Below are 19,885 nucleotides of genomic sequence, written 5' to 3' on the forward strand. Positions count from 1 at the left end.
ACCGAAAACGACTTCGTCGTATCCACCACCGGACCCGACGTCGCCGCATAAGCCGAAGCCCCGTTCAAGCGCAACGCAGAACCGGACTTACCCGCAACACCCAGCTCGGCACCGCCACCCAACTGCGCGGAGAAATCCTCGGCGGCACCTCCCACCGCACGCCGCGAACCCGCACCCTCGTCCAGGCCGAACCGTGCCTTGCCGGTGAAGGTGCTGCCCTCGAACCATGATTCGATGTTGTCGGTGCGGGCCGCGGTCGCACTGTTGCCCTGTCCCGACTGGCCGAGGCAGCCGACCTGGTCAGCACGGCTCTGCACCCCGGCGATGCGCCCGTTGCCGTCGAGAATCGGGCCGCCGGCATCTCCCTTGCAGATCCGGCCGCCCGTCAGCCCCAGGGTGGTGGCGGTGGTGCCGGCCTGCGTGACGTTGCTGGTGTGGGGGCTGCTGGGCAGCCACTCGGTGTCGGTACGGCCGTATCCCGCAGCGGCGAGAGACGCTCCGGCGGCCGGGGCGCTTCCCGCGAGCGTGGCGGGGGTGATGCCGGTGACCGGTGTGGCCAGCCGGGCGAGCATCACGTCCCGGTCACTGCGCGGTATCAAGTAATCGATCTTCACGGGGGCCTGCCCGGCGAAGGCGGCCGTCGCGTTGAGCGTCGGTGCGGCCGCGCTCCGCATCGGCTTGGCCGGGTTCTCGGCGAAACAGCTTGCCGCGGTCAGCAGCCAGGTCCTGTCGACAAGAGCACCGCTGCAACTCCGGCCACCTTCGCGGCCGGGCTCGTTCACGGTGACACGCGCCAGCCACGGGCGGGCGGCATCGCCGGTCAGCGTCGACGCCGGCTTTCCTTCGCCGACGCTGATCTCGACGAGGAGGTGCTCCTGTTTCTGCGGGTCGGTGGATTCACCGACCGGCGTCCACTCGTTCTTGGCTATCTCGACCTGCTGCTTCTTGTTGTCCGGTGCGGTGAGGGTGATGTCAGCGGCGTGGTCGGCGCTGCCCTTGACCGCGAACACGGCCGGGATCTCCAGCGCGAGGTACCCGGAAGCGCCGTTGATCCGGAAGCAGGTCTTGTCGTTCTTCCGCGACCACACCTCCATCAGGCCCGCGGCGCTGCCGCACTCGGCAAGGGTGATACGGCCGTCGCCGCGCTTGAGGGTGATCCCCTTCTGCTCCTTGATCTTGTCCGCGTCCGGGTAGCTGAAGTCCTCGATCGCATAGCCGGGCTCGCTGCCCGCGACCGGCGACATGTCGACTAAGGAGGCACGAGGAGTGGTGGAGGCGATGACCGCAGCCGCACAGGCCGCTGCTGCCGCACCCGTGACGGTGATCCGCCGTACGAGCTTCATGCGAAGTCCCTTGTGTGAACGGTGAGCTGAGCCGCGCCCGCCCCGTCAGGGAAACCCGCTACCAGGATCGTGATGGTGCGGGCACGGAGAGGCACGATTCAAACACGGGCCTGTACCCCATGCCACTCAATATTTATGCCTAAAACCAGCCAACTCAACCCATAAGGGTTTTGTATTCCTTCTCACGCTTTTACTGCTGGCAGATAGCTAGCGAAAACGCCAGTTAGTTTCATATGGTCACCAGTTGTGCCCCCCATTCAGGCCCGCTCAACAGCCATGCCTTTGACGGGACATGGGGGCGTCGACCACAACACACCTGTCTGGCGGCATGCCGCCCTCTGCGCGCCGCCGCCGGGCGCCTTCCGATGGGACCCACCTTGGACACCACCTTCTGGAGCAGACGACGCGTTCTCGGCGCTTTAGCGGCCACGACCGCCGCTGCCGCCACTTCAAGCCTCGTTCTGAATCCTGTCGCAGCCGTGGCAGCCCCGGCGAGCGGCAGCACCGACGCGGATCCCTTCACCCTGCCCGACACCGACCGGGCCAAGGTCCTCAAGGCGTGGATGACCGGAGGCAAAGCCGCCCGCGCCGCCGCCGAGCAAGCCCTCATGGGCTCCGATGCCGACGTCCAAGCCTTCCTCACCCAGGAGCTGCCCAGGGCGACGGTGGAGGACAACCGGGTCGCCATCATGACCGCCCTGGCCGGCGCCGGAAAGGGCACGCGCCGCGAGGCCGTCCGAGCCATCGAGGGCGGCGATGCGGCCATCGCCGCATTCCTCCAGGGCGGCTACAAACCCGCCGTCATGGAAGACTTGCGCGTGGTCACCGCCACCGTCATGGCCACAGGCGACAAAGCCGTGCGCCGGGAGGCAGGCGCCGCCCTCAGCAACGACACCCAGCCGACCCTGGAGACCTTCCTCACCGAAGGCCAGTACGCCGCCCGCCTGGAAGACATGCGGGTAGAGGTGTCGAAGATGCTCACGGATGCCGGGCCCGAGGTGAAGAAGTACGCCTCCCGCGCCCTCTCCGGCACCGCCCAGGACGTCGAATGGTTCCTCGACACCGGCCAGCACATCGCCCGGGCCCGTGACCAGGAGTCGTCGACGATCGAGGAACTCGTCGCGGTCGTCGAGCGCGAAGGCAAGCGGGCCGACGCGCAGACCAAGCTCGCTGAGGAAGCCTCCGCCCGCGCCGTCACGGCGGCCGAGAAGGCGAAGGAGGCCGCACAGAAAGCGGCTGCCGAGGCGGAGGCCGCGAAGGAAGACGTGATCAGGTCCGGCAAGGCCGCCCGGAAGGCAGCCGGTGCCGCGCAGGGCGCGGCCGATGCCGCCCGTACCGCCATCCGCGCCTCCCACGCCGCCGTCACCGCCTCCCGCCGCGCCGCCTATGCCGCGACAGCCGCGAGCCAGGCCGCCGCCACTGCCGGGAGCGCGGCCGCGGCCGCCTACAACTCCGCCATCGCCGCCTCCAGGGACGCCTCGAAGGCCGGCGCCGCGAAGGACGCGGCGGTCGCCGCGCGGAATGCCGCCTCCAGGGCCCGCAGCGCCGCGAAGGCCGCCGACTTCGCGGCCTCCGCCTCCGCGCAGGCCGCGTCCGCCGGCTCCGCCGCCGCCTCCGCCGCCCGGAACGCCGCCTCCGCCGCGAACAGCGCGGCCACGGCTGCCTCCGCGGCCGGCAAGGCACAGGCCGAGGCGGCCGAGGCCAGGCGGCAGGCGGGCATCGCCAGCAGCAACGCTGCTATTGCCACCAACGCCGCCGGCACTGCCCAGGCATTGGCCAACGCCTCTGCCAAGGCAGCACGCACCGCGCGCGATGCCGCCAATTCCGCCGCCGATCACGCGGAGAAGTCCGCTGACGCCGCCGAGTGGGCCGCCAAGTACGCGGGCCAGGCGCTCGAATACGCGAAGAAGTCTCAGGAGTTCGCCAACGGGGCCACCAACGCCGCGAACAACGCCACCACGGCCGTCACCGCGGCGATCGAGGTGGAGAAGAAGGCCCGGGAAGCCGAATGGCAGCGCCTGGACGAAGAAATGAAGCAGGCCATGGAGGAGGCCCGGCTGCTGGCGCAGATCGAACAGCAGGAGCGGACCGAGTTCGCCGAGAAGCGCACGCAGGCGGCGCAGGCGGACCAGGCCACAAAGGACCTCCTCAGCCAGGCCGAGGCCGCTCTGAAGGCGAACGACCTCGGCCTGGCCGCCACCCTGGGCCGCAAGGCCGCCATCGCTCTCCTCAACTCACATGGCACGTGGGGCAGGGAGGCGGCCCGGTTCGCCCTGGCCGGCACCGACGCCGACATTCACGCCTGGATCGACACCGACCGAGCCATCGCCCAGCGGCAGGACGATCGAGAAACCGCCCTCTACGTCGCCCAGATCTCCACCCCGGCCGTCGCGGAAGCGGCGCAGAAGGCTCTGGAGAACGACGCCGTCGACGCCCCCGGCAAGTTCCTGGAGACAGGAGCCATCGAGGCCGCCGCGATGGACAACCGCGTCCAGGTCTTCGGCATCCTCGCCAATAACCCGGGTACCGCGGTCAAGAAGGCGGCGAATGAGGCGATCAACGCCGATACCGCCAAGGCGCTGCACCTTTTCTTCAACACCACCTACCAGGAGGCGCTGAAGGAGGACGACGCGGTTGCCACCGCCACCATCCTCGCCAAGGCGGGCCCCTACACCAAAGCCTATGCGCGGGCTGCAATGGAGGGGCCCGCGTGGATGCGCCGCAATTTCGTCCTCGCGGTGCAGTACAAGACCGCCCAGCTCGACCACGACTCCGCCACCCACACCGCCGCCATCCGGGGCGCGATCGCCGCCGCCGCGAAGATCGCCCACAAGGCACAGGAGGACGCGGCACGCGCCCAGGAGGCCGCGGCCAAGGCACGCGACGCCGCGAAGGAAGCCGCTGAGTGGGCGGACAAGGCCAACGCCTCGGCAACCCGTGCGCAGTCGTACGCGAAGGAGGCGAAGGAGAACGCGGACGCCGCCGACAAGTCAGCGGCGGCAGCGCAGGCTTCCGCGAACGAAGCGAAGAAGGCAGCCACCGTCGCCCGGTCGGCCGCCCGGTCGGCGAACTTCTCGGCCAACCGCGCTTTGGACGCCGCGCGTCGCGCGGTGTCCTCTGCCAATAGCGCCCAGTCCTCCGCGGCCAGCGCCCACTCCTCCGCCGTCCAGGCGGGTAAGGACGCCAAGACAGCGGCTTCAGCCGCGAGCCAGGCTCACCAGATCGCCTCGGCCAAGCGCAAGGCTGAGATCGCGGAGGCGGCCAGGAAGGCGGCTGAGGAGGCGCGCAGGGTCAAGGAGAGCGGCAAGAGCCCGAGCGATACGCCGGACAACGATGACGTCAAGGGCGGCGACACCCCTTGGTGGAGGGACGCGGGGTGGTGGGCGAACGCCACCAACTGGGCAAGCATCGGCACCGGATTCATCGCTGCCGGCCTCGGTATCGCCAGCCTGGCCTTCCCTCCCCTCGCAGTTGTCGCCGGCGGATTCGGCATCGCGTCCCTGGCGCTCGGCGGAGTAAGCTCAGTGTTCACGGGAATCGCGCACGGATTCTCAAGCAAGGAGTTCTATGCGTCCGCCGGAAGCGCGGCCCTGGGCCTGATCACCTTCGGACAGTCCAAGTGGATCGGCATCGCCGGCGGAAGTAAAGTCACGACGAAGATCACGCAGTTCGGACACGACCTGGTCTCACCGGTCACCGGCCTGCTGGGATCCATAGGGCTCTGACCAGCGTCATTGCATGACCCGCATCGAGGGCTGGCGACGCGTCCGGTCGCCAGCCCTTCGGCATGCCGAAAGGGACCGCCTCGTGCTCGCATCTCTCCCTATCGCCTATCTACTGCTCATGGCCGCCGTAGCTACCCTCATCTTCTGCCTCGCCATGATCAAATGGATTCCCAGCCGCAAAGGGAAAGCGGTATTCCCTCTGGTATCCATCGGGTGCTGCCTCGGCATGGTCCTGGTCGGGCGGCTCCAATACCAGCATTGGGCGCCGCAACAGATGCTGGTGCTGTACTCCTTCGCGTGGACCGGGGTGACGATCGGGCTGTTCCCGTCCAGGAAGCTTCTGCACACATACGCCGTCGAGATCAACCAAGGCGTGAAGCGGGAGAAGTACGAGATTCCCGCGCGCTACCAAATCGCCGCCGTGGCTTCAGTCATTGTCATGTGCTTCTTGGCGTACGGCCTGTCGCAGTGAATGGCCCGCCGCCCACCCCCAGGCCCCACCAGGTGGCTCGCCGGGCCATCTGGGAGATCCAGGCCGCTGCTGCGCGGTCGGCCCAGTGGGTGTTGGCCGGTTTCACCACGTGCGGCAGGTCGACGGGGCGAAGGCTGCCGTAGTCGGTGAAGCGCTCCACCCCGCAACGTCCGCATCGCGCCCGGCCTTTGGACTGCGTCCAGGCTGACTCGTGGCGGCACTCCCCCGCCAGGACTGCCGCACTCACCGTCGACCTCCGGCCAGCAGGTGATCCATGCGCCAGTGACTACGCTGCGCGACGAGGGCATCGCCGACCTCCACCTCGTCGTCGCTTCAAGCGGCGTGGCTGACCTTTGATGACGAACAGGCTGGGTGCGTAGAGACACAGCCGACCAGCGACGGCTTCATTGCCATAGGCGACAGCAAAGATCGGCCCCGCGGCGCCCTTGCCTTCCCCCCTGCCGCCTGGTCGACTTTTATACGCGCCATACAGCGCAACACCCTTAACTCGTGAGTGAGGTGACGCAGTGATGCGACGACGCGGCCTGCCCGTCTCGGCGTGGCGCAAGTCCTCCTACAGCGGAGAGACAGGGCCACAGTGCGTCGAAATACAGCCGACCAGCGACGACTTGATCGCCATCGGCGACAGCAAAGACCGCCCTCGAGGCGCCCTAGCCGTTCCCCCAGCCACTTGGTCGACCTTCATACGCGCCCTACAGCGCAACACACTTCACCCCTCCTGACGCGACCGGAACAGTACCGCCAGCCCCGTCCCCGCCCCCAGCGTCACCAGCACGCACCCCAGCAACATCGCCCGACTCATCGGCGGGCCGCTGTGCGCCAGCTCATGACCGTCCCCGGCCACCGGCGGAGCCGACGACACCGCCGGGGCCCGGGCCTCCGTCGGCGAACCCCGCAAGGCGAACGCTCCCACCAGCAGCACCGCGACCACCAGCGTCACCACGCCCACCACCGGCCCGGCCCGGCCGAGAAAGCCGGACCGGGCACGGCGCCGTTTCCCGGGACCACCCATACCGAAAATATGCCTACCCGGGGACGGGGAACCGTGCAGCACACACCCGCGTTCCCCCGAACGCCGGAGGCGCAGGGCGTCAGAGCGCCTCGGCCGTCGCACGACTCGCGGCAGCCACCGGTGACGGCCCGCGCAGGCCCGCGCTCAGCGCCACATTGACGGCCAGGGCGACCGCGGCCAAGGTCAGGGCGGTGCGCAGCCCGGTGAGGAATCCGGCGGAGGCCGCCTCGCCGACGAGCAGGCCCATCACGGCTACCCCGATGAGGCCGCCGAGCTGCCGCGAGGCGTTCAGGACGCCGGAGGCGATGCCGGCGTTCTCGGGGTCGACCGACCCCAGCATGGCGTTCGTCATGGACGGCACGACCAGGCCGATGCCGAACCCGGCGAGGAGGAACGGCGCGAGGATCGCCAGGTAGCCGCTGGAGCCGACCGCCGGGACGACGGCGAGGTAACCGACGGCGGCCAGGGCGTTGCCGGTGACCAGGACCGTCCGGGCACCGAAGCGCTTGACCAGCGGCCCGCACACCAGGTTGGCGATCATGATCGTGGCGGTCATGGGGAGGAAGGCGAGCCCGGCGGTGATCGGCTCGTAGGACCAGACCTGTTGGAAGAAGATGCTGAAGACGAAGATGAGCCCGTAGAAGGAGAAGTTGATCAGCACGCCGATGAGCGAGGTGGAGCTGAACGCCTTCCGGCCGAAGAGGTGCAGCGGCAGCATGGGGTCGCTGCTGCGCCGCTCCACTGCGATGAATCCGGTCAGAGCCAGGACGAAGACGGCGAGGCTGCTCAGGACGAGCACGGAGCCCCAGCCCCGGGAGCCGGCCTCGACGACGGCCGTGGTGAGGGTGCCGAGGCTGAGGACGGCGAGCAGTTGTCCGGGCAGGTCCAGGGAGCGGCGGACGGTGGTGTCGCGGGCGGGGGCGGGCATCGCGTAGGCGCGGGTGAGCAGGATGCCGACGGCGGCGATCGGGACGTTGACGTAGAAGATGGAGCGCCAGCCGAGCGCGTCCACGAGGATGCCGCCGGCCACCGGGCCGAGCGCCAGCGCCAGACCGCCGGCGGCGGCCCAGAGGCTGACCGCGCGGGTGCGCGCGGCGGGGTCGGGGAAGTTGGTGTTCACGATCGACAGGGAGGAAGGAACGATCATGGCGGCGCCCACCCCCTGGACGACGCGGGAGGCGACGAGCGTCAGCAGTGTGGGCGAGGCGCCGCAGGCGAGTGACGTGAGGGCGAAGAGCGCGAAGCCCCAGAGGAAGATCTTCTTGGGGTCGAAGCGGTCGCCCATGGCGCCCGCGGTCAGCAGGAAGGCGGCGAAGGTGAGCGTGTAGCCGTTGATCACCCATTCCAGGTCGGACATGCTGCCGCCGAAGTCCGCGCCGAGCGCCTTCGTCGCCACGTTGACGACGCTGACGTCGAGGATGACGACGACGAACCCGAGGCATGCCGCGAGCAGGGCCAGGCCGGGCCGGGTCTGACGTCGGTTCTCTGACATTTCCTCTTCTCCCCCGGACGGTAGACTGTTCGCAGAGAAGCGAACACCTCCGGAGTGTACGCACGTCGACGAACACTCAGCAAGGCGTCAGGGAGGAAACGGACATGACGGCAGAACAGCCCGCCACGCCCACCAGCCACCGCATGCCACCGGTCCACACGGATCCCCGCGACGTGCCGCTGGAGGCCGCGCTGACGGCGCTCGCCGACCCCGTTCGGCAGACCCTCGTACGGGAACTGGCCTCCGCCGGTGACTGGGAGCGCCCGTGCGGAAGCTTCGACGTGCCGGTGGGCAAGGCGACTCTCAGCCGTCACTTCAGCGTCCTGCGTGACGCCGGGCTTCTGGAGCAGCGCGACGCGGGCCCGAAGCGGCTCAACCGCTTGAGGCGGCCCGAGTTCGACGAGCGGTTCCCCGGCCTGCTGGACCTCGTGCTGCGAGACGAGGGCGGCACGCGGTAGGTCGGGGACGCTGGGACCCCGTGTCGGGGCGGATTGGTGTCGCCAACCTACCGGGATCCCGGCCCGGCGAGGCGGCTACGCCTCCTTGAGCACCTGCCGCTGCCGGCCGAGCCCGTCGATCTCCAGCTCGACGACGTCCCCGGCGCGCAGGTACGGCTTGGGCTCGGGGTGGCCGAGGGCGACGCCGCCGGGGGTGCCGGTGTTGATGATGTCGCCGGGGTGGAGGGTCATGAAGCGGCTGACGTAGCGGATCAGCTCGGCGACGGGGAAGATCTGGTCGGCGGTGGTGCCGTCCTGCTTGAGCGTGCCGTTGACCCACAGCCGCAAGCGGAGCGACTGGGGGTCGGGGATCTCGTCGGGGGTGGCGAGCCAGGGGCCGAGGGGGTTGAAGGTCTCGCAGTTCTTGCCCTTGTCCCACTGACCGCCGCGCTCCATCTGGAAGGCGCGCTCGGATACGTCGTGAGCGAGGGTGTAGCCGGCGACGGCGGCGAGGGCCTCCTCGTCGGTGTCGAGGTAGCGCGCGGTGCGGCCGATGACGACGGCGAGCTCGACTTCCCAGTCGGTCTTCTCGCTGCCGCGGGGGATGAGCACGGTGTCGTCGGGGCCGACGACGGTGTCGGCGGCCTTGAGGAAGAGGACGGGCTCCGAGGGGACGCGGACCCGCAGCTCCGCGGCGTGGCTGTGGTAGTTGAGGCCCACGCAGACGATCTTGCCGATGCGGGCGACCGGCGGGCCGGTCCGCAGGCCCGTGGGGTCGAGGACGGGCAGGATGCGGGCGCCGACGGCGGCGCGTACGCGTTCGAGCGCGGCCCGGTCGGCGAACAGCCGGCCGTCCACGTCGTCGACGACGGAGGTCAGGTCGCGCAGCGCCCCTTCCTCGTCCAGCAGTGCGGGGCGTTCCGCCCCCACCGGTCCCACACGTAGCAGCTTCATCGGTACGGCTCCCGAGGTCGAAAGGTCGGCCCGGGCGAGGCCGCCCGGGCCGGCCAATGGGGACGGCCATCGAGTGATCGTGATTGGTTGATCGTGCAAGGACGGGGGCGCTCTTCGCAAGGCTCCTTTCGGCCTGCGGGCGGTGACGTGGCGCAAGCCACGTCCCTATGGGGCGGAAGGCGACATCTTCGCCGTTCGCCACCGCTGGAGGCGGGCGCGTTCGACGGCGGTCCAGGTGCTGCTGGTGACCAGGTAGAGGCCGGCGGCCAGGGGTACGAGGGCGACGGTGACGAGCGTGCCGAAGGCGAACAGGGGCATGATCTTGGCCAGCCCCGCCATGCCGGGCATGTCGGCGCCGTCCACCGCGCCGGGCAGGGGCATCCGGCGGGCGCGGCGGTAGGTCCACGTGGCGACCGCGGCGACGACGGCGAACAGGCCGAGGTAGACGAGGCCCTGGGCACCGAACACGCCGCCGTCGCCGAGTGCACCGGCCCACCGCCCACCGAGCGGGGCACCCAGGAGAGCGTGGTCGAGCAGCTCGCCGCCCGAGCCGGTGGAGAACAGGTGGTACATCACGTAGAAGACGGGCAGTTGCAGCAGGGTCGGGCCGATGCCGGACAGCGGGGAGATCCCGGCCTTCGCGTGCAGTTCGCGCGTCGCACGCATCAGGCGCTCCGGGTCGCGCTGGTGCTTGCGCCGCAGCTCGGCCACCTGGGGGGCCAGCTCGGCCCGCGCCCGTTCGCCCCGGGCGGCGGCCCGGGCCAGCGGGTGCAGGGCGAGCCGGACGCACAGGGTGAACAGGACGATCGCGGCGGCCGTCGCCGAGGCCCCGAAGAGCGGGTCGAGAGTGCGTGCGAAATGGTCGAGCAGGGAACCGAGCGAGGCGAATACGGACATGGGTGAGCCCTCCACGGGTCTCGTCGTGCCGGAGTGAGGATTCGGCGTGACGAGCCGCGGGCGCGGCGGGACAGGCGGCCGGCGAGCGGCAGCCGGGGGCGGGAGCGCCTACGCGGCCGTCAGGAGGGGACGGCCGGGCGCTCGGGGCCGCCTGCGGCCCCTGGCGTCGGGATCGCGCTGGGCGAGGAACGCCGTGCGCGACTCCCGGTCCCGTATCGCGGTGCGTATGCGGGTGGGCGTGACGGGCCCGCCGGTGCCGGCCGCGGCGGCGACGGTGCAGAGCACCAGCGCGGCCGAGACGGCGGTGGTCGCGGCCACGGCGACCGCGCTCAGCAAGCCCTCCTGGGCGAGGAGCAGTTCGGACAGCAGAAGGAGGAGCACACTCACGTACGTACGGAACACGGCACTCACGAGCAGCTCTCCTTTCTCCACTGAATGATCCACCGGGTGGGCAGGTCGGGCGCTCCCACCGGGTCAGTCGGTCGTTCCGATGCTAGACCGTCCCACTGACAACCGGCCCGGCCGGGGGTGATCGGGCCCGGGGTCAGCGGCCAGGACCTCGGCATCCGGACGGGCGGCCTCCGCCGGCCCCGGCCGGGGACCCAGCCAGGAAACACCCAGTGCCACCAGCAGGTTCACCCCGAGAGCGAGGGCACCCGCGTTCACGCCCCAGACCGGATCGTGCTCGGTGAAGACGAGGGCGCACACGAGGACTTCCCCGGTCACCAGGCCGCTCACCGCACCCCACAGGGTCAACTTCCGCCACACCAGGCCCAGCAGGATCATGGGAACAAGTTGGGCCATGCCCTCGTAGGAGATGAGGGAGAGCCGGACCAGGGTGTTGGGCTCGGTGTAGGTGAGGACCAGCGCCAGAACCCCCGTGGCCACGACCACCACTTGCGCGCCCAGCTTCTGCCGGTCCGGCCGGCCGGCCAGCCGGGGCAGGACACCCAGCACGCTCTTGCCCCACATCGTGCCGATGACCAGCATGAACACCGCCATGGGCACGATCGACGACAGAGCCGCCGCGGCCCCGATCAGGCCGACCGCCCAGGCGGGCAGCGAGTCCACGACGAGCTTGAAGAGGGCCAGGTTGGAGCCGGCCCCGGTCAGCCCGGGCACGACGAAGATCGCCGCCATGCCGAGCAGCATCGGCACGAAGAGCAGGACGTTGTAGAAGGGGAGCAGCATCGCGTTGCGGCGCAGGGCGTCGGCGCTGCGGGCGCCGAGGTAGCCCGCGACGGTGGTCGGGAAGATCACCACGGTCAGGGAGTTCAGGAAACTCGTGGTGACGTACCAGCCGCCGCCGAGCCCGCTGCCGCCGTGGCCGGTGAAGGTCAGCCACTCGGGCTTCTCCGCCACGACACGGTCCAGGAACGGGCCGTAGCCGTCGAAGTAGTGCACCGGGACGTAGATCGCGAGGAAGCCGAGCGTCCCGATGACCAGCAGGTCCTTGAGCACGGACACCCAGGCGCTGCCGCGCAGCCCGCTGATCACGACGAAGCCCGTGGTGACGGCGAAGGCGAGGAAGTACGCCCAGTTCAGGCTGATCGCGCCGTAGGAGATGGTGGAGACGACCACACCCATGCCCGTGATCTGGAGCTGGATGTAGGGGAGCAGACAGACGGTGGCGAGGATCGCGACGGCCGTGCCGAGCCAGGGCCGGCCGTAGCGGTGGGCGACCATGTCGGTGATGGTGACGAGGCCGTGCCGGCGCGCGTACGCCCAGAGGGTCGGACCGACGACATAGCCGAGGGCGTAGCCGCAGGACATGTACGCGATGACGTAGAGGACTGGGGCGCCGTGGTTGTAGCCCCAGCCCGCGGCGCCGAGGTAGCTGAAGCTGGTGTAGCCCTCGCCCGCCATCAGGACCCAGATGAAGACGGTGCCCAGGCTGCGGCCGCCCACCGACCACTCGGCCAGCCCGCCGCCCGCACCGCGGCCGCGGACGGCCAGCAGGCCCAGGGCGACGGTGAGCACCATGAAGCAGCCGAAGACGGAGGTGGCGACGGCGGCGTTCACACGCGCCCCCGCTTCCGGTCGCCGCGCCAGGCGAGGAAGACGGCGCCCGGGGTGAGCAGGGTCGCCAGCAACAGCCAGAAGAAGAGGAAGGGCAGCCCGAACACCGTCGGGTGGACCCGGTCCACGAGGGGCAGCGCGCCCAGGTAGAGCGCGTAGGGAATGAGCAACCACAACAAGGTGGGACGTTTCAGCACGCCGCAGACCCTAGCGGGGCAACCCGGCCTACCGAGTCACCCGGACCCCGGCCGACCCGGCTGCCCCGGCTGACCCGGCTGTTCTGGCTGTTCTGGCTGACCCTTTCGCCCCGGCTGACCCGGCTGACCTGGCTGTCCCGGCTGTCCCGGCTGCTCTGGCTGCTCTGGTTGCTCTGGTTGCTCTGGTTGGCTCTGACCGTCCCGACTGACCCCGGTTGCCCTGCCTGCCCCGCCTGCCCCTGGCTGCCCCTGTTGCTCACGGCCGTTTCCAGCCGCTCCCAGCCGTTCTCAGCCCCTTCACGGCCTCGAAGCGGAATCGCCGGCGGCGGTGCAACCCTTTCTCGGGCGCCGGTGTTCCAAGGGGTGAAAGGCAGAGACGGCGGAGAGCGGGCCGGTCAGGGGCCGACTCTTCTCGTCAGGCCCGACCCTGGTCACGTCTCTCCCATGAACAAGGAGGACTCGCTCGTGGACGACCTCGCGTCTTTGACCGCGACTCAGCTCGCCGCACTGATCCGGAACCGCAGCGTCTCGCCCGTGGAGGCCGTCCGCGGCAGCCTGGAGCGGATCGAGCGCCTCAATCCGTCGGTCAACGCCTTCGTCACCGTCTGTGGTGACGAAGCGCTCGCCGCCGCCGAGCAGGCCGAGCGGGAGGTGATGTCTGGTGCCGAGCTGGGCCCCTTGCACGGCGTTCCCATCGCCGCGAAGGATCTCGATCCCGTCGACGGCGTCCGGATCACTCGTGGCTCGCGCCTGTTCGCCGACGACGTGGCGCAGGAGACGATCCTCTGCGTCGACCGCCTGGTGCGGGGCGGCGCGATCGTCGTCGGCAAGACGAACACCCCGGAATTCGGCTTCAAGGCCACCACGGACAACGCGCTGTTCGGCCCCACCTCCACCCCGTTCAACCTCTCCATGAACGCGGGCGGCTCCTCCGGCGGGAGCGCCGCCGCGGTCGCCTCGGGCATGGTCCCCCTGGCCCAGGGCTCGGACGCCGGCGGCTCCCTCCGCGTGCCCGGCGCCTTCTGCGGCGTCTTCACGATGATGACGACGTTCGGCCGGGTGGCCGTCCCGGCCCGCCCCAACGCCTTCCGCCGCTACAACCCCATGGTCTGCTACGCCCCCTTGGCCCGCTCCGTGGAGGACGCCGTCCTCGGGCTGGACCTGATGTCGGGGCCGCACTCCCGCGACCCTTACTCCTTCCCCGTCACCGACACCCTCGCCTCGGCCATGGAGCCCTCCCTCGCCGGGATGCGGATCGCCTATCTCCCCGACCTGGGCGGCTACCCGGTGGAGCCGGAGGTCGAGCGGATCGTCCGGGACGCCCTGCCCGCCCTGAAGGAGGCCGGGGCGGAGATCATCGAGCCGGATTTCCGGCTGCCGATGCCGCACGGCGAGCTGACGGCCATGTGGCGCCGTTACCTCTCCCTGTGCCACGCGGAATCCGCCGAGGTCACCCGGCGGCTGGGCATGGACTTCCTCGGCGAGGAGGGCCGCGTCATCGACCCCGAGTACCTGGACAGCGTGCGCACCGGCGCTGCGCTGACCGCCGTCGATTTCCGCCTCGGCGACCTGCTGCGCACCCAGATCCTGGAAGCCTTCGAAGCCGTCTTCGACGACTTCGACCTGATCGTCAGCCCGGTCAACTCGGTGGCGGGCATACCCAACGACACCACCCGCACCACCGTCGGCCCCCGCCAGGTGCAGGGCGAGGATGTCGACCACCTGGTCGGCTGGTCGCTGACCAGCCCGTTCAACCTGATCGGCAGCCCTGCCGCGACCATCCCGGCCGGTTTCGCGTCCAACGGCGTCCCCGTCGGCCTCCAGCTCGCGGCCCGGCGGCACAACGACCACGCCGTCGTCCGGGGCGCCACCGCCTTCCAGGCCCGGGCGCCCTGGCAGAACCACTACCGCACTCTCTGGGGCTCGCTCTCCAGCGGCAGCTGACCCGCCGGACCCACCGGGCCCGGCGGGTCCGCAGTCACACTCACCTAAGGAAGGACGGTCCCACCCATGGAGAACCCGGTCATCTCCGGGCCGGACGCCCCGGGCACGGCGCCGAGGGCGGCGCTCTTCGACCTCGACGGCACCCTGGTCGCCACGGAACACCGCAGCCGCGCCGCGTGGACCCGGCTGTTCCAGAACCACGGGCTGCCCGTGGACGACGCGCTGCTCGCCACCTTCGTCGGGCGGCGCGGCCAGGAGGCCCTCGGCGATCATGTGCACCGGTTCGCCGGCAGCACCGTCGACGAGCTCTTCCAGGAGGCGGTCGGCTATCTCAACGGCCCCGACAGCCCGCCCGCCTACCCGGTGCCCGGCGCCGAGGCGCTGGTGAAGCGGCTGCACGCCGAAGGCGTCCCGATCGGCGTGGTCACCTCCGGCCTGCGGGAGCACGTCCAGGCCCTCCTCGATCTGGTGGGCGGCGCCGACCTCTTCGCCACCATCATCACGGCCGAGGACGTGAGCCTGGGCAAACCGCACCCCGAGGGCTATCAGGCGGGCTGCGCGGCCCTCGGCGTCGAACCGGCCCGGGCGGTCGCGTTCGAGGACGCCCCCGCCGGTATCGCGGCGGCCAAGAGCGCCGGGATGGCCTGCGTGGGCATCACCACCACCCACCCGGCCGCCGATCTCCGGCAGGCCGACCACGTGGTGCCCGACCTCACCGAGGTCGCCTGGCCACCGATCCCCCACGGCACCACCGTGTGACGGCCACCCCGACGGCCGCCCCGAGCGGCGCCCCCTGAGACGGACACCTCTTCAAGGACAGGACCTGCCATGCGGTCACAGCACTCCGGCACGGAGAGCGGGGAAAGCCCCCGGGACGGGAAGCCGGCCCCGGCACCCGCCGGGGGAACACCCGCACCGCCCGTTCCCCCCGGGGACAGCGGCGCGGGCGGTGCGGCCCGCCCGCAGGGCGCGCAGCGGTGGCGGCTCCTGGCGGTCCTGCTGGCCGCCCAGTTCATGGCCAATGTGGACACCGCCATAGCCAATATCGCCGCACCCTCCATCCAGAGCGGGCTCGGCGCCTCCGGCGGCGAGGTCGGGCTGGTGATCTCCGGCTATGTGGTGGCCTACGCGGTGCTGCTGGTGATCGGGGCCCGGCTGGGGGCGGCCCACGGGCACCGCCGGATCTTCGACCTGGGCATGGCGGTGTTCACGGCGGCGTCCCTCGCCTGCGCCCTGGCGCCCGGGCCGGCGGTGCTCATCGCGGCCAGGGTGGTCCAGGGCGCGGGCGCAGCCCTGATGGTGCCTCAGGTCCTCAGCGGCATACAGCTGCATTTCGCCGGCCGGCACCGCATCAGGGCCCTGGGCTACTACGCCGTCGCCCTCTCCGGCGGCGCCGTCGCCGGGCAGGCGGCGGGCGGGCTGCTGATCGCGGCCGACATCTACGGCCTGAGCTGGCGCCCGATATTCCTGATCAACGTCCCCATCGGGCTGCTGCTCATCGCCGCGGCGGCCCGCTGGATGCCCGACGACAGGCCGGACACCCGGCAGGCCCGCGAGACGCGCGAGCTCGACCTGTGGGGCATGGTGACGCTCGGGGCCGCCGTGCTGCTGCTCATCGTCCCGCTGCTGCTGGGTACGGACCAGGGCTGGCCGGTGTGGATGTGGGTGTCCCTCGCCGGAAGCGTGGCGGCGTTCCTCGCCTTCCGGCGGAGCGAGCGCTCCCTGACCGCCCGGGGGCGGCGGCCGCTGATAGCCGAGGAGGTGATCCGGGAGCCCGCCGTGCGCTGGTCCCTGATCGCCCACGGCGTGACCACCATGACGTACTTCGCCCTGCTGTTCGTGCTGGCGATCTACCTTCAGGACGGTCTCGGCCGGGGCCCGGCCTACGCCGGGATGGCGATGGTCTCCTGGGTGGCCGCGTTCGGGCTGGCCGGGCCCCTGCTGGCCCGCATACCCGAGCGCCACAGGGCGGCCATGCCCGCCCTGGGCTGTCTGATATTGGCCGTGGGCTACGCCGCCGTCTGGACGTACCTGCTGGCCGGGCACCGGAGCGGCCCCACCCTGTTCGTGCTCCTGGGCGTGGGCGGGCTCGGCCTGGGCATCAGCTCCAACGCCCTCATCGGCTGGATGACGTTCGCCTTGCCCGACCGCTACGCCGCCGACCTCTCCGGCGTCATCAGCACCAACGCCCAGCTGTGCGGGGCACTGGGGGTCGCGGCCCTCGGCGGGTGCTTCCTCGCCCTGACGGAGAGCGGCTCCCCCGGGCGCTCCGCCCGGGCCCTGGGAATCTTCCTCTGCGTCTGCGTGGCGCTGTCGCTGCTGAGTGCCGTGGCGGCCCACCGCGGCACCCGAGGCCGCCCGGCCGGCTGACTCCGGCCCGGCCCCCGACCCTGGGCCCAGGGCCCAGGGCCTCAGCCCCCGCGCCACGTCCGTCCTAGGCCCCCAGCAGCCGCGAGACCGTGTAGATGCACAGTCCCGCCAGTGCGCCCACCACCGTGCCGTTGATCCTGATGAACTGCAGGTCGCGGCCGATATGCGCCTCGATCTTGCGGGAGGTGTGGTCGGCGTCCCAGCCGGCCACGGTGTCCGTGATCAGGGCGGTGATCTCGTCCCGGTAGGTCGTCACCACATAGACGGCCGCGTCCTCCAGCCACCCGTCGAACTTCTCCCGCATCCTGGCGTCCGACGCCAGCCGCGTGCCCAGCGAAAGGACCGCCGCCCGCACCCGCAGCCGCAGCTCACTGCGCTCGTCCTCCGCGGCCGCCACGATCATCGCCCGGACCGAGCCCCACGCCGAGGCGATCAGGTCCTGCACCTCGCCCCGGCCCAGCACCTCGGACTTCAGCCGCTCGACCCGTGCCCGGGTGTCCGTGTCGGACTGCAGGTCGCGGGCGAAGTCGGCGAGGAAGCGGTCGACGGCGCCGCGCGCCGGGTGGTCGGGCATGTCGCGCATCTCCGCCGCGAAGCGCAGCAGCTCCTTGTAGACCCGCTCGCCGACCTTCCGGTCCACGAACCGCGGCGTCCAGCCCGGTGCGCCGCCCGTGACCGCGCCCATCACGGAGTCGCCGTGCTCCACGAGCCAGTCGTGGGCCCGTACGCACACCAGGTCCACCACCCGGTGGTGGCCGCCGTCCGCGACGATCCGGTCCAGCATGCCCCCGATGCCGGGGGCGATCTCCTGGGCGTCGGCCCGCCGGGTGATGGCCTCCCCGACGACCGCCTGCACATCGGAGTCCCGCAGGACGGTCAGGGCCCCGCGCAGCGCCGTGGCCAGCTCGGCGGTCACCCGGTCGGCGTGCGCGGGCTCGGCCAGCCAGGCCCCCAGCCGGGAGGAGATCCCCACGGCCCGCAGCCGGACGCGGACCACGTCGCCGGAGAGGAAGTTCTCGCCGACGAATTCGCCGAGGCTCTGGCCCAGCTGGTCCTTCTTGGTCGGGATGATCGCCGTGTGCGGGATCGGCAGCCCCATCGGGCGGCGGAAGAGCGCGGTCACGGCGAACCAGTCGGCCAGGGCACCCACCATGCCCGCCTCGGCCGCGGCCGCCACATAGCCCGCCCAGGCGCCCGCCCCCGAGTCCTGCGCCCATTTCGCCAGGGCGTAGACGAGCGCCACGAAGAGCAGCAGCCCGGTCGCGAGCGCCTTCATGCGGCGCACACCGCGGTTTTTCTCCTCATCTGCGGCGCTATAGGTGAGACCGCCCACCGCAGCGGGCATCACCCTTTCGGCGGTTGCCGCATCGTCACCAGGGGACTGTTCCATCCGCACCACCCGTTCCGGCCGTCTCCTGTGCATTGTCCCTACTCGACGTACTCAGGGAACGGACCGGGAGTTCCCCGCGTCTGACAAGTCGCATGTGACACGTTGTGTGATCCGTCCGGCCGCCGGGTGCCCCCGGGGCCACCGTGGGATCATGGAACGGCGATCGGACCGCGAGGGCGCTGTTGCTGATCAGTCGCTGTTTTCGTGCCCGGTTCCGCCCCCGGAGCGTCTCGCTCCGCCACCCCCCAGGAGACACCCGCCATGAACAGGCCACCCTTGCCCCGCGGCACGGCCTACGCCGTCCTCGCCGCACTGGCGGCCGTGGTGATCCTCGTCTCGACCGCGATATTCGCCGGGGTCGGCGGGCGTGCCGGACAGACCGCCACGGGGCCGCGCGACACCCCCGCCACCACCGCGGCCGCCTCCGGCGCCTGGATCGGTTCCTGGGCCACCTCCCCCTCCTCCGCCGAGCCCAACACCCTCCGCGGCTTCCCCGGACAGTCCATCCGTAACGTCGTGCACACCAGCATCGGCGGCACCGGCGCCCGCATCCAGCTCTCCAACCTCTACGGCACCCAGCCGCTGGCCGTCACCCACGCCTCGCTCGCCCTCGCCGCGCGCCCCGGCTCCCCCGCCGCGGCGCCCGACAGCATGCGCCGCCTGACCTTCGCCGGGCAGCCCACGACGACCATCCCGGCCGGGCAGTCCCAGCTCAGCGACCCCGTCCAGCTCGTCGTCCCGGCCGCCCGCGACCTGCTGGTCACCACCTTCTCCCCGACCCCCTCGGGCCCGGTGACCCACCACCCGCACGCCCGTCAGACGTCCTACCTCGCCCAGGGCGACCGGACCGAGGACACCGCCGGCGCCGGATACACCACCAAGAGCAAGTACTGGCGCTACCTGACCGCCGTCGACGTCTGGACCCACGAGGCCGACGGCGCCGTCGTCGCCCTCGGCGACTCCATCACGGACGGCGTCACCGCCACCCCCGACGCCAACCGCCGCTGGACGGACTTCCTCGCCGCCCGCCTGCGCACCGAGCCGGGCGCACCCCGCTACGGCGTCCTCAACGAGGGCATCAGCGGCAACCGCGTCCTCCTCGGCAACACCGGCCCCGCCCCGGTGAACAACCCCAGCGCCCTCGAACGCCTCGACCGTGACGTCCTCTCCCGCGCGGGCGCCCGCGTCGTGGTCGTCGAGCTCGGCATCAACGACATCCTGCGGCGCCCCCAGCAGAGCGATCCCCAGCAGATTGTGGCGGGCCTGCGCAAGCTCGTCGAGCGGGCCCACGCACGGGGTCTGCGCGTCGTCGGCTCGACGCTGACGCCCTTCGGCGGCCACCGCGGCGGGCAGCCGCCCCAGGAGGCCGTACGCCAGGGCGTCAACGAGCTGGTGCGCTCCGGAAAGGTCTTCGACTCCGTCGTGGACTTCGACCTGGCCCTGCGGGACCCGGCGGCCCCCCTGCGGCTGCTCCCGCAGTACGACTCCGGCGACCACCTCCACCCGAGCGACGCCGGGTACGCGGCGATGGCCCGCGCCCTGAACCTCGACACCCTCAAGGGCCAGGCCCAGACGGCGCTCTGAGCGCCCGCGCGGCCCCGGCCGGTCCCGC

At 71.2% G+C, this 19,885-nt stretch carries 19 protein-coding genes; 9 read left to right on the top strand and 10 right to left on the bottom strand.

Features of this window, described 5'->3' with window-relative positions:
* A partial coding sequence (locus ABZ951_RS10705) for a trypsin-like serine protease (protein WP_361279639.1) occupies positions 1 to 1,244 on the bottom strand: 1,244 nt, incomplete at its 3' end.
* Positions 1,245 to 1,822: 578 nt separating this feature from the next.
* Between ABZ951_RS10705 and ABZ951_RS10710 the strand changes: the two genes are divergently transcribed.
* Complete coding sequence (locus ABZ951_RS10710) at positions 1,823 to 5,068, top strand: hypothetical protein (protein WP_361279641.1); 3,246 nt, start codon at positions 1,823 to 1,825, stop codon at positions 5,066 to 5,068.
* Between the two features lie 13 nt (positions 5,069 to 5,081).
* Positions 5,082 to 5,540, top strand: coding sequence for a hypothetical protein (locus ABZ951_RS10715; RefSeq protein WP_344091212.1), 459 nt, complete (start codon positions 5,082 to 5,084; stop codon positions 5,538 to 5,540).
* Here ABZ951_RS10715 and ABZ951_RS10720 read toward each other — a convergent pair.
* Positions 5,506 to 5,787, bottom strand: coding sequence for a DUF6255 family natural product biosynthesis protein (locus ABZ951_RS10720; protein WP_361279643.1), 282 nt, complete (start codon positions 5,785 to 5,787; stop codon positions 5,506 to 5,508). The two genes, ABZ951_RS10715 and ABZ951_RS10720, sit on opposite strands and share 35 nt — an antisense overlap.
* A 99-nt stretch (positions 5,788 to 5,886) precedes the next feature.
* Here ABZ951_RS10720 and ABZ951_RS10725 point away from each other — a divergent pair, with 99 nt between their 5' ends.
* A complete protein-coding gene (locus ABZ951_RS10725; RefSeq protein ID WP_344091315.1) occupies positions 5,887 to 6,054 on the top strand; it encodes a DUF397 domain-containing protein in 168 nt (55 codons plus the stop codon).
* A 16-nt stretch (positions 6,055 to 6,070) separates the two neighbouring features.
* On the top strand, positions 6,071 to 6,283 hold the full coding sequence (locus tag ABZ951_RS10730; protein ID WP_344091214.1) for a DUF397 domain-containing protein: 213 nt from the start codon (positions 6,071 to 6,073) through the stop codon (positions 6,281 to 6,283).
* Here the strand turns inward: ABZ951_RS10730 and ABZ951_RS10735 are convergent.
* Complete coding sequence (locus ABZ951_RS10735) at positions 6,271 to 6,573, bottom strand: hypothetical protein (protein ID WP_344091216.1); 303 nt, start codon at positions 6,571 to 6,573, stop codon at positions 6,271 to 6,273. The genes ABZ951_RS10730 and ABZ951_RS10735 overlap by 13 nt on opposite strands.
* A 79-nt stretch (positions 6,574 to 6,652) precedes the next feature.
* A complete protein-coding gene (locus ABZ951_RS10740) occupies positions 6,653 to 8,065 on the bottom strand; it encodes an MFS transporter (protein WP_344091218.1) in 1,413 nt (470 codons plus the stop codon).
* A gap of 104 nt (positions 8,066 to 8,169) precedes the next feature.
* Here ABZ951_RS10740 and ABZ951_RS10745 point away from each other — a divergent pair, with 104 nt between their 5' ends.
* Positions 8,170 to 8,523: a transcriptional regulator gene (locus tag ABZ951_RS10745; RefSeq protein ID WP_344091220.1), complete on the top strand. Its 354-nt coding sequence runs from the start codon at positions 8,170 to 8,172 to the stop codon at positions 8,521 to 8,523.
* A gap of 75 nt (positions 8,524 to 8,598) precedes the next feature.
* Here the strand turns inward: ABZ951_RS10745 and ABZ951_RS10750 are convergent, their stop codons facing one another.
* From ABZ951_RS10750 to ABZ951_RS10770, 5 genes are all read right to left on the bottom strand, one after another.
* A complete protein-coding gene (locus ABZ951_RS10750) occupies positions 8,599 to 9,456 on the bottom strand; it encodes a fumarylacetoacetate hydrolase family protein (RefSeq protein ID WP_344091222.1) in 858 nt (285 codons plus the stop codon).
* A 165-nt stretch (positions 9,457 to 9,621) separates the two neighbouring features.
* Positions 9,622 to 10,353, bottom strand: a complete 732-nt coding sequence (gene yidC, locus ABZ951_RS10755) for a membrane protein insertase YidC (protein WP_344091224.1) — start codon at positions 10,351 to 10,353, stop codon at positions 9,622 to 9,624.
* A 108-nt stretch (positions 10,354 to 10,461) separates the two neighbouring features.
* Positions 10,462 to 10,764: a DUF6412 domain-containing protein gene (locus ABZ951_RS10760; RefSeq protein WP_344091227.1), complete on the bottom strand. Its 303-nt coding sequence runs from the start codon at positions 10,762 to 10,764 to the stop codon at positions 10,462 to 10,464.
* A 63-nt stretch (positions 10,765 to 10,827) separates the two neighbouring features.
* Positions 10,828 to 12,375, bottom strand: coding sequence for a sodium:solute symporter family protein (locus ABZ951_RS10765; protein ID WP_344091229.1), 1,548 nt, complete (start codon positions 12,373 to 12,375; stop codon positions 10,828 to 10,830).
* Complete coding sequence (locus tag ABZ951_RS10770; RefSeq protein ID WP_344091231.1) at positions 12,372 to 12,569, bottom strand: DUF3311 domain-containing protein; 198 nt, start codon at positions 12,567 to 12,569, stop codon at positions 12,372 to 12,374. The genes ABZ951_RS10765 and ABZ951_RS10770 overlap by 4 nt, the downstream gene beginning before the upstream one ends.
* A 444-nt stretch (positions 12,570 to 13,013) precedes the next feature.
* On the opposite strand from ABZ951_RS10770, the gene ABZ951_RS10775 reads away from it, so the two are divergent.
* The 3 genes from ABZ951_RS10775 to ABZ951_RS10785 all read left to right on the top strand — a co-directional run bounded on the left by ABZ951_RS10775 (position 13,014) and on the right by ABZ951_RS10785 (position 16,883).
* Positions 13,014 to 14,513 (top strand): amidase, encoded by a 1,500-nt coding sequence (locus tag ABZ951_RS10775; RefSeq protein WP_344091233.1) that lies wholly within the window; start codon positions 13,014 to 13,016, stop codon positions 14,511 to 14,513.
* A gap of 66 nt (positions 14,514 to 14,579) precedes the next feature.
* Positions 14,580 to 15,272 (top strand): HAD family phosphatase, encoded by a 693-nt coding sequence (locus ABZ951_RS10780; RefSeq protein WP_344091235.1) that lies wholly within the window; start codon positions 14,580 to 14,582, stop codon positions 15,270 to 15,272.
* Positions 15,273 to 15,341: 69 nt separating this feature from the next.
* The gene (locus ABZ951_RS10785; RefSeq protein ID WP_344091238.1) at positions 15,342 to 16,883 is read left to right on the top strand and encodes an MFS transporter; all 1,542 of its coding nucleotides are present in this window, start codon (positions 15,342 to 15,344) and stop codon (positions 16,881 to 16,883) included.
* A gap of 64 nt (positions 16,884 to 16,947) precedes the next feature.
* Here the strand turns inward: ABZ951_RS10785 and ABZ951_RS10790 are convergent, their stop codons facing one another.
* Complete coding sequence (locus ABZ951_RS10790; RefSeq protein ID WP_344091241.1) at positions 16,948 to 18,228, bottom strand: DUF445 domain-containing protein; 1,281 nt, start codon at positions 18,226 to 18,228, stop codon at positions 16,948 to 16,950.
* Positions 18,229 to 18,534: 306 nt separating this feature from the next.
* On the opposite strand from ABZ951_RS10790, the gene ABZ951_RS10795 reads away from it, so the two are divergent.
* On the top strand, positions 18,535 to 19,857 hold the full coding sequence (locus ABZ951_RS10795) for a GDSL-type esterase/lipase family protein (RefSeq protein ID WP_344091243.1): 1,323 nt from the start codon (positions 18,535 to 18,537) through the stop codon (positions 19,855 to 19,857).
* Positions 19,858 to 19,885 lie beyond the last annotated feature (28 nt).

This window comes from Streptomyces sp. NPDC046215 (assembly GCF_040646215.1).
Lineage (GTDB): Bacteria > Actinomycetota > Actinomycetes > Streptomycetales > Streptomycetaceae > Streptomyces > Streptomyces stramineus.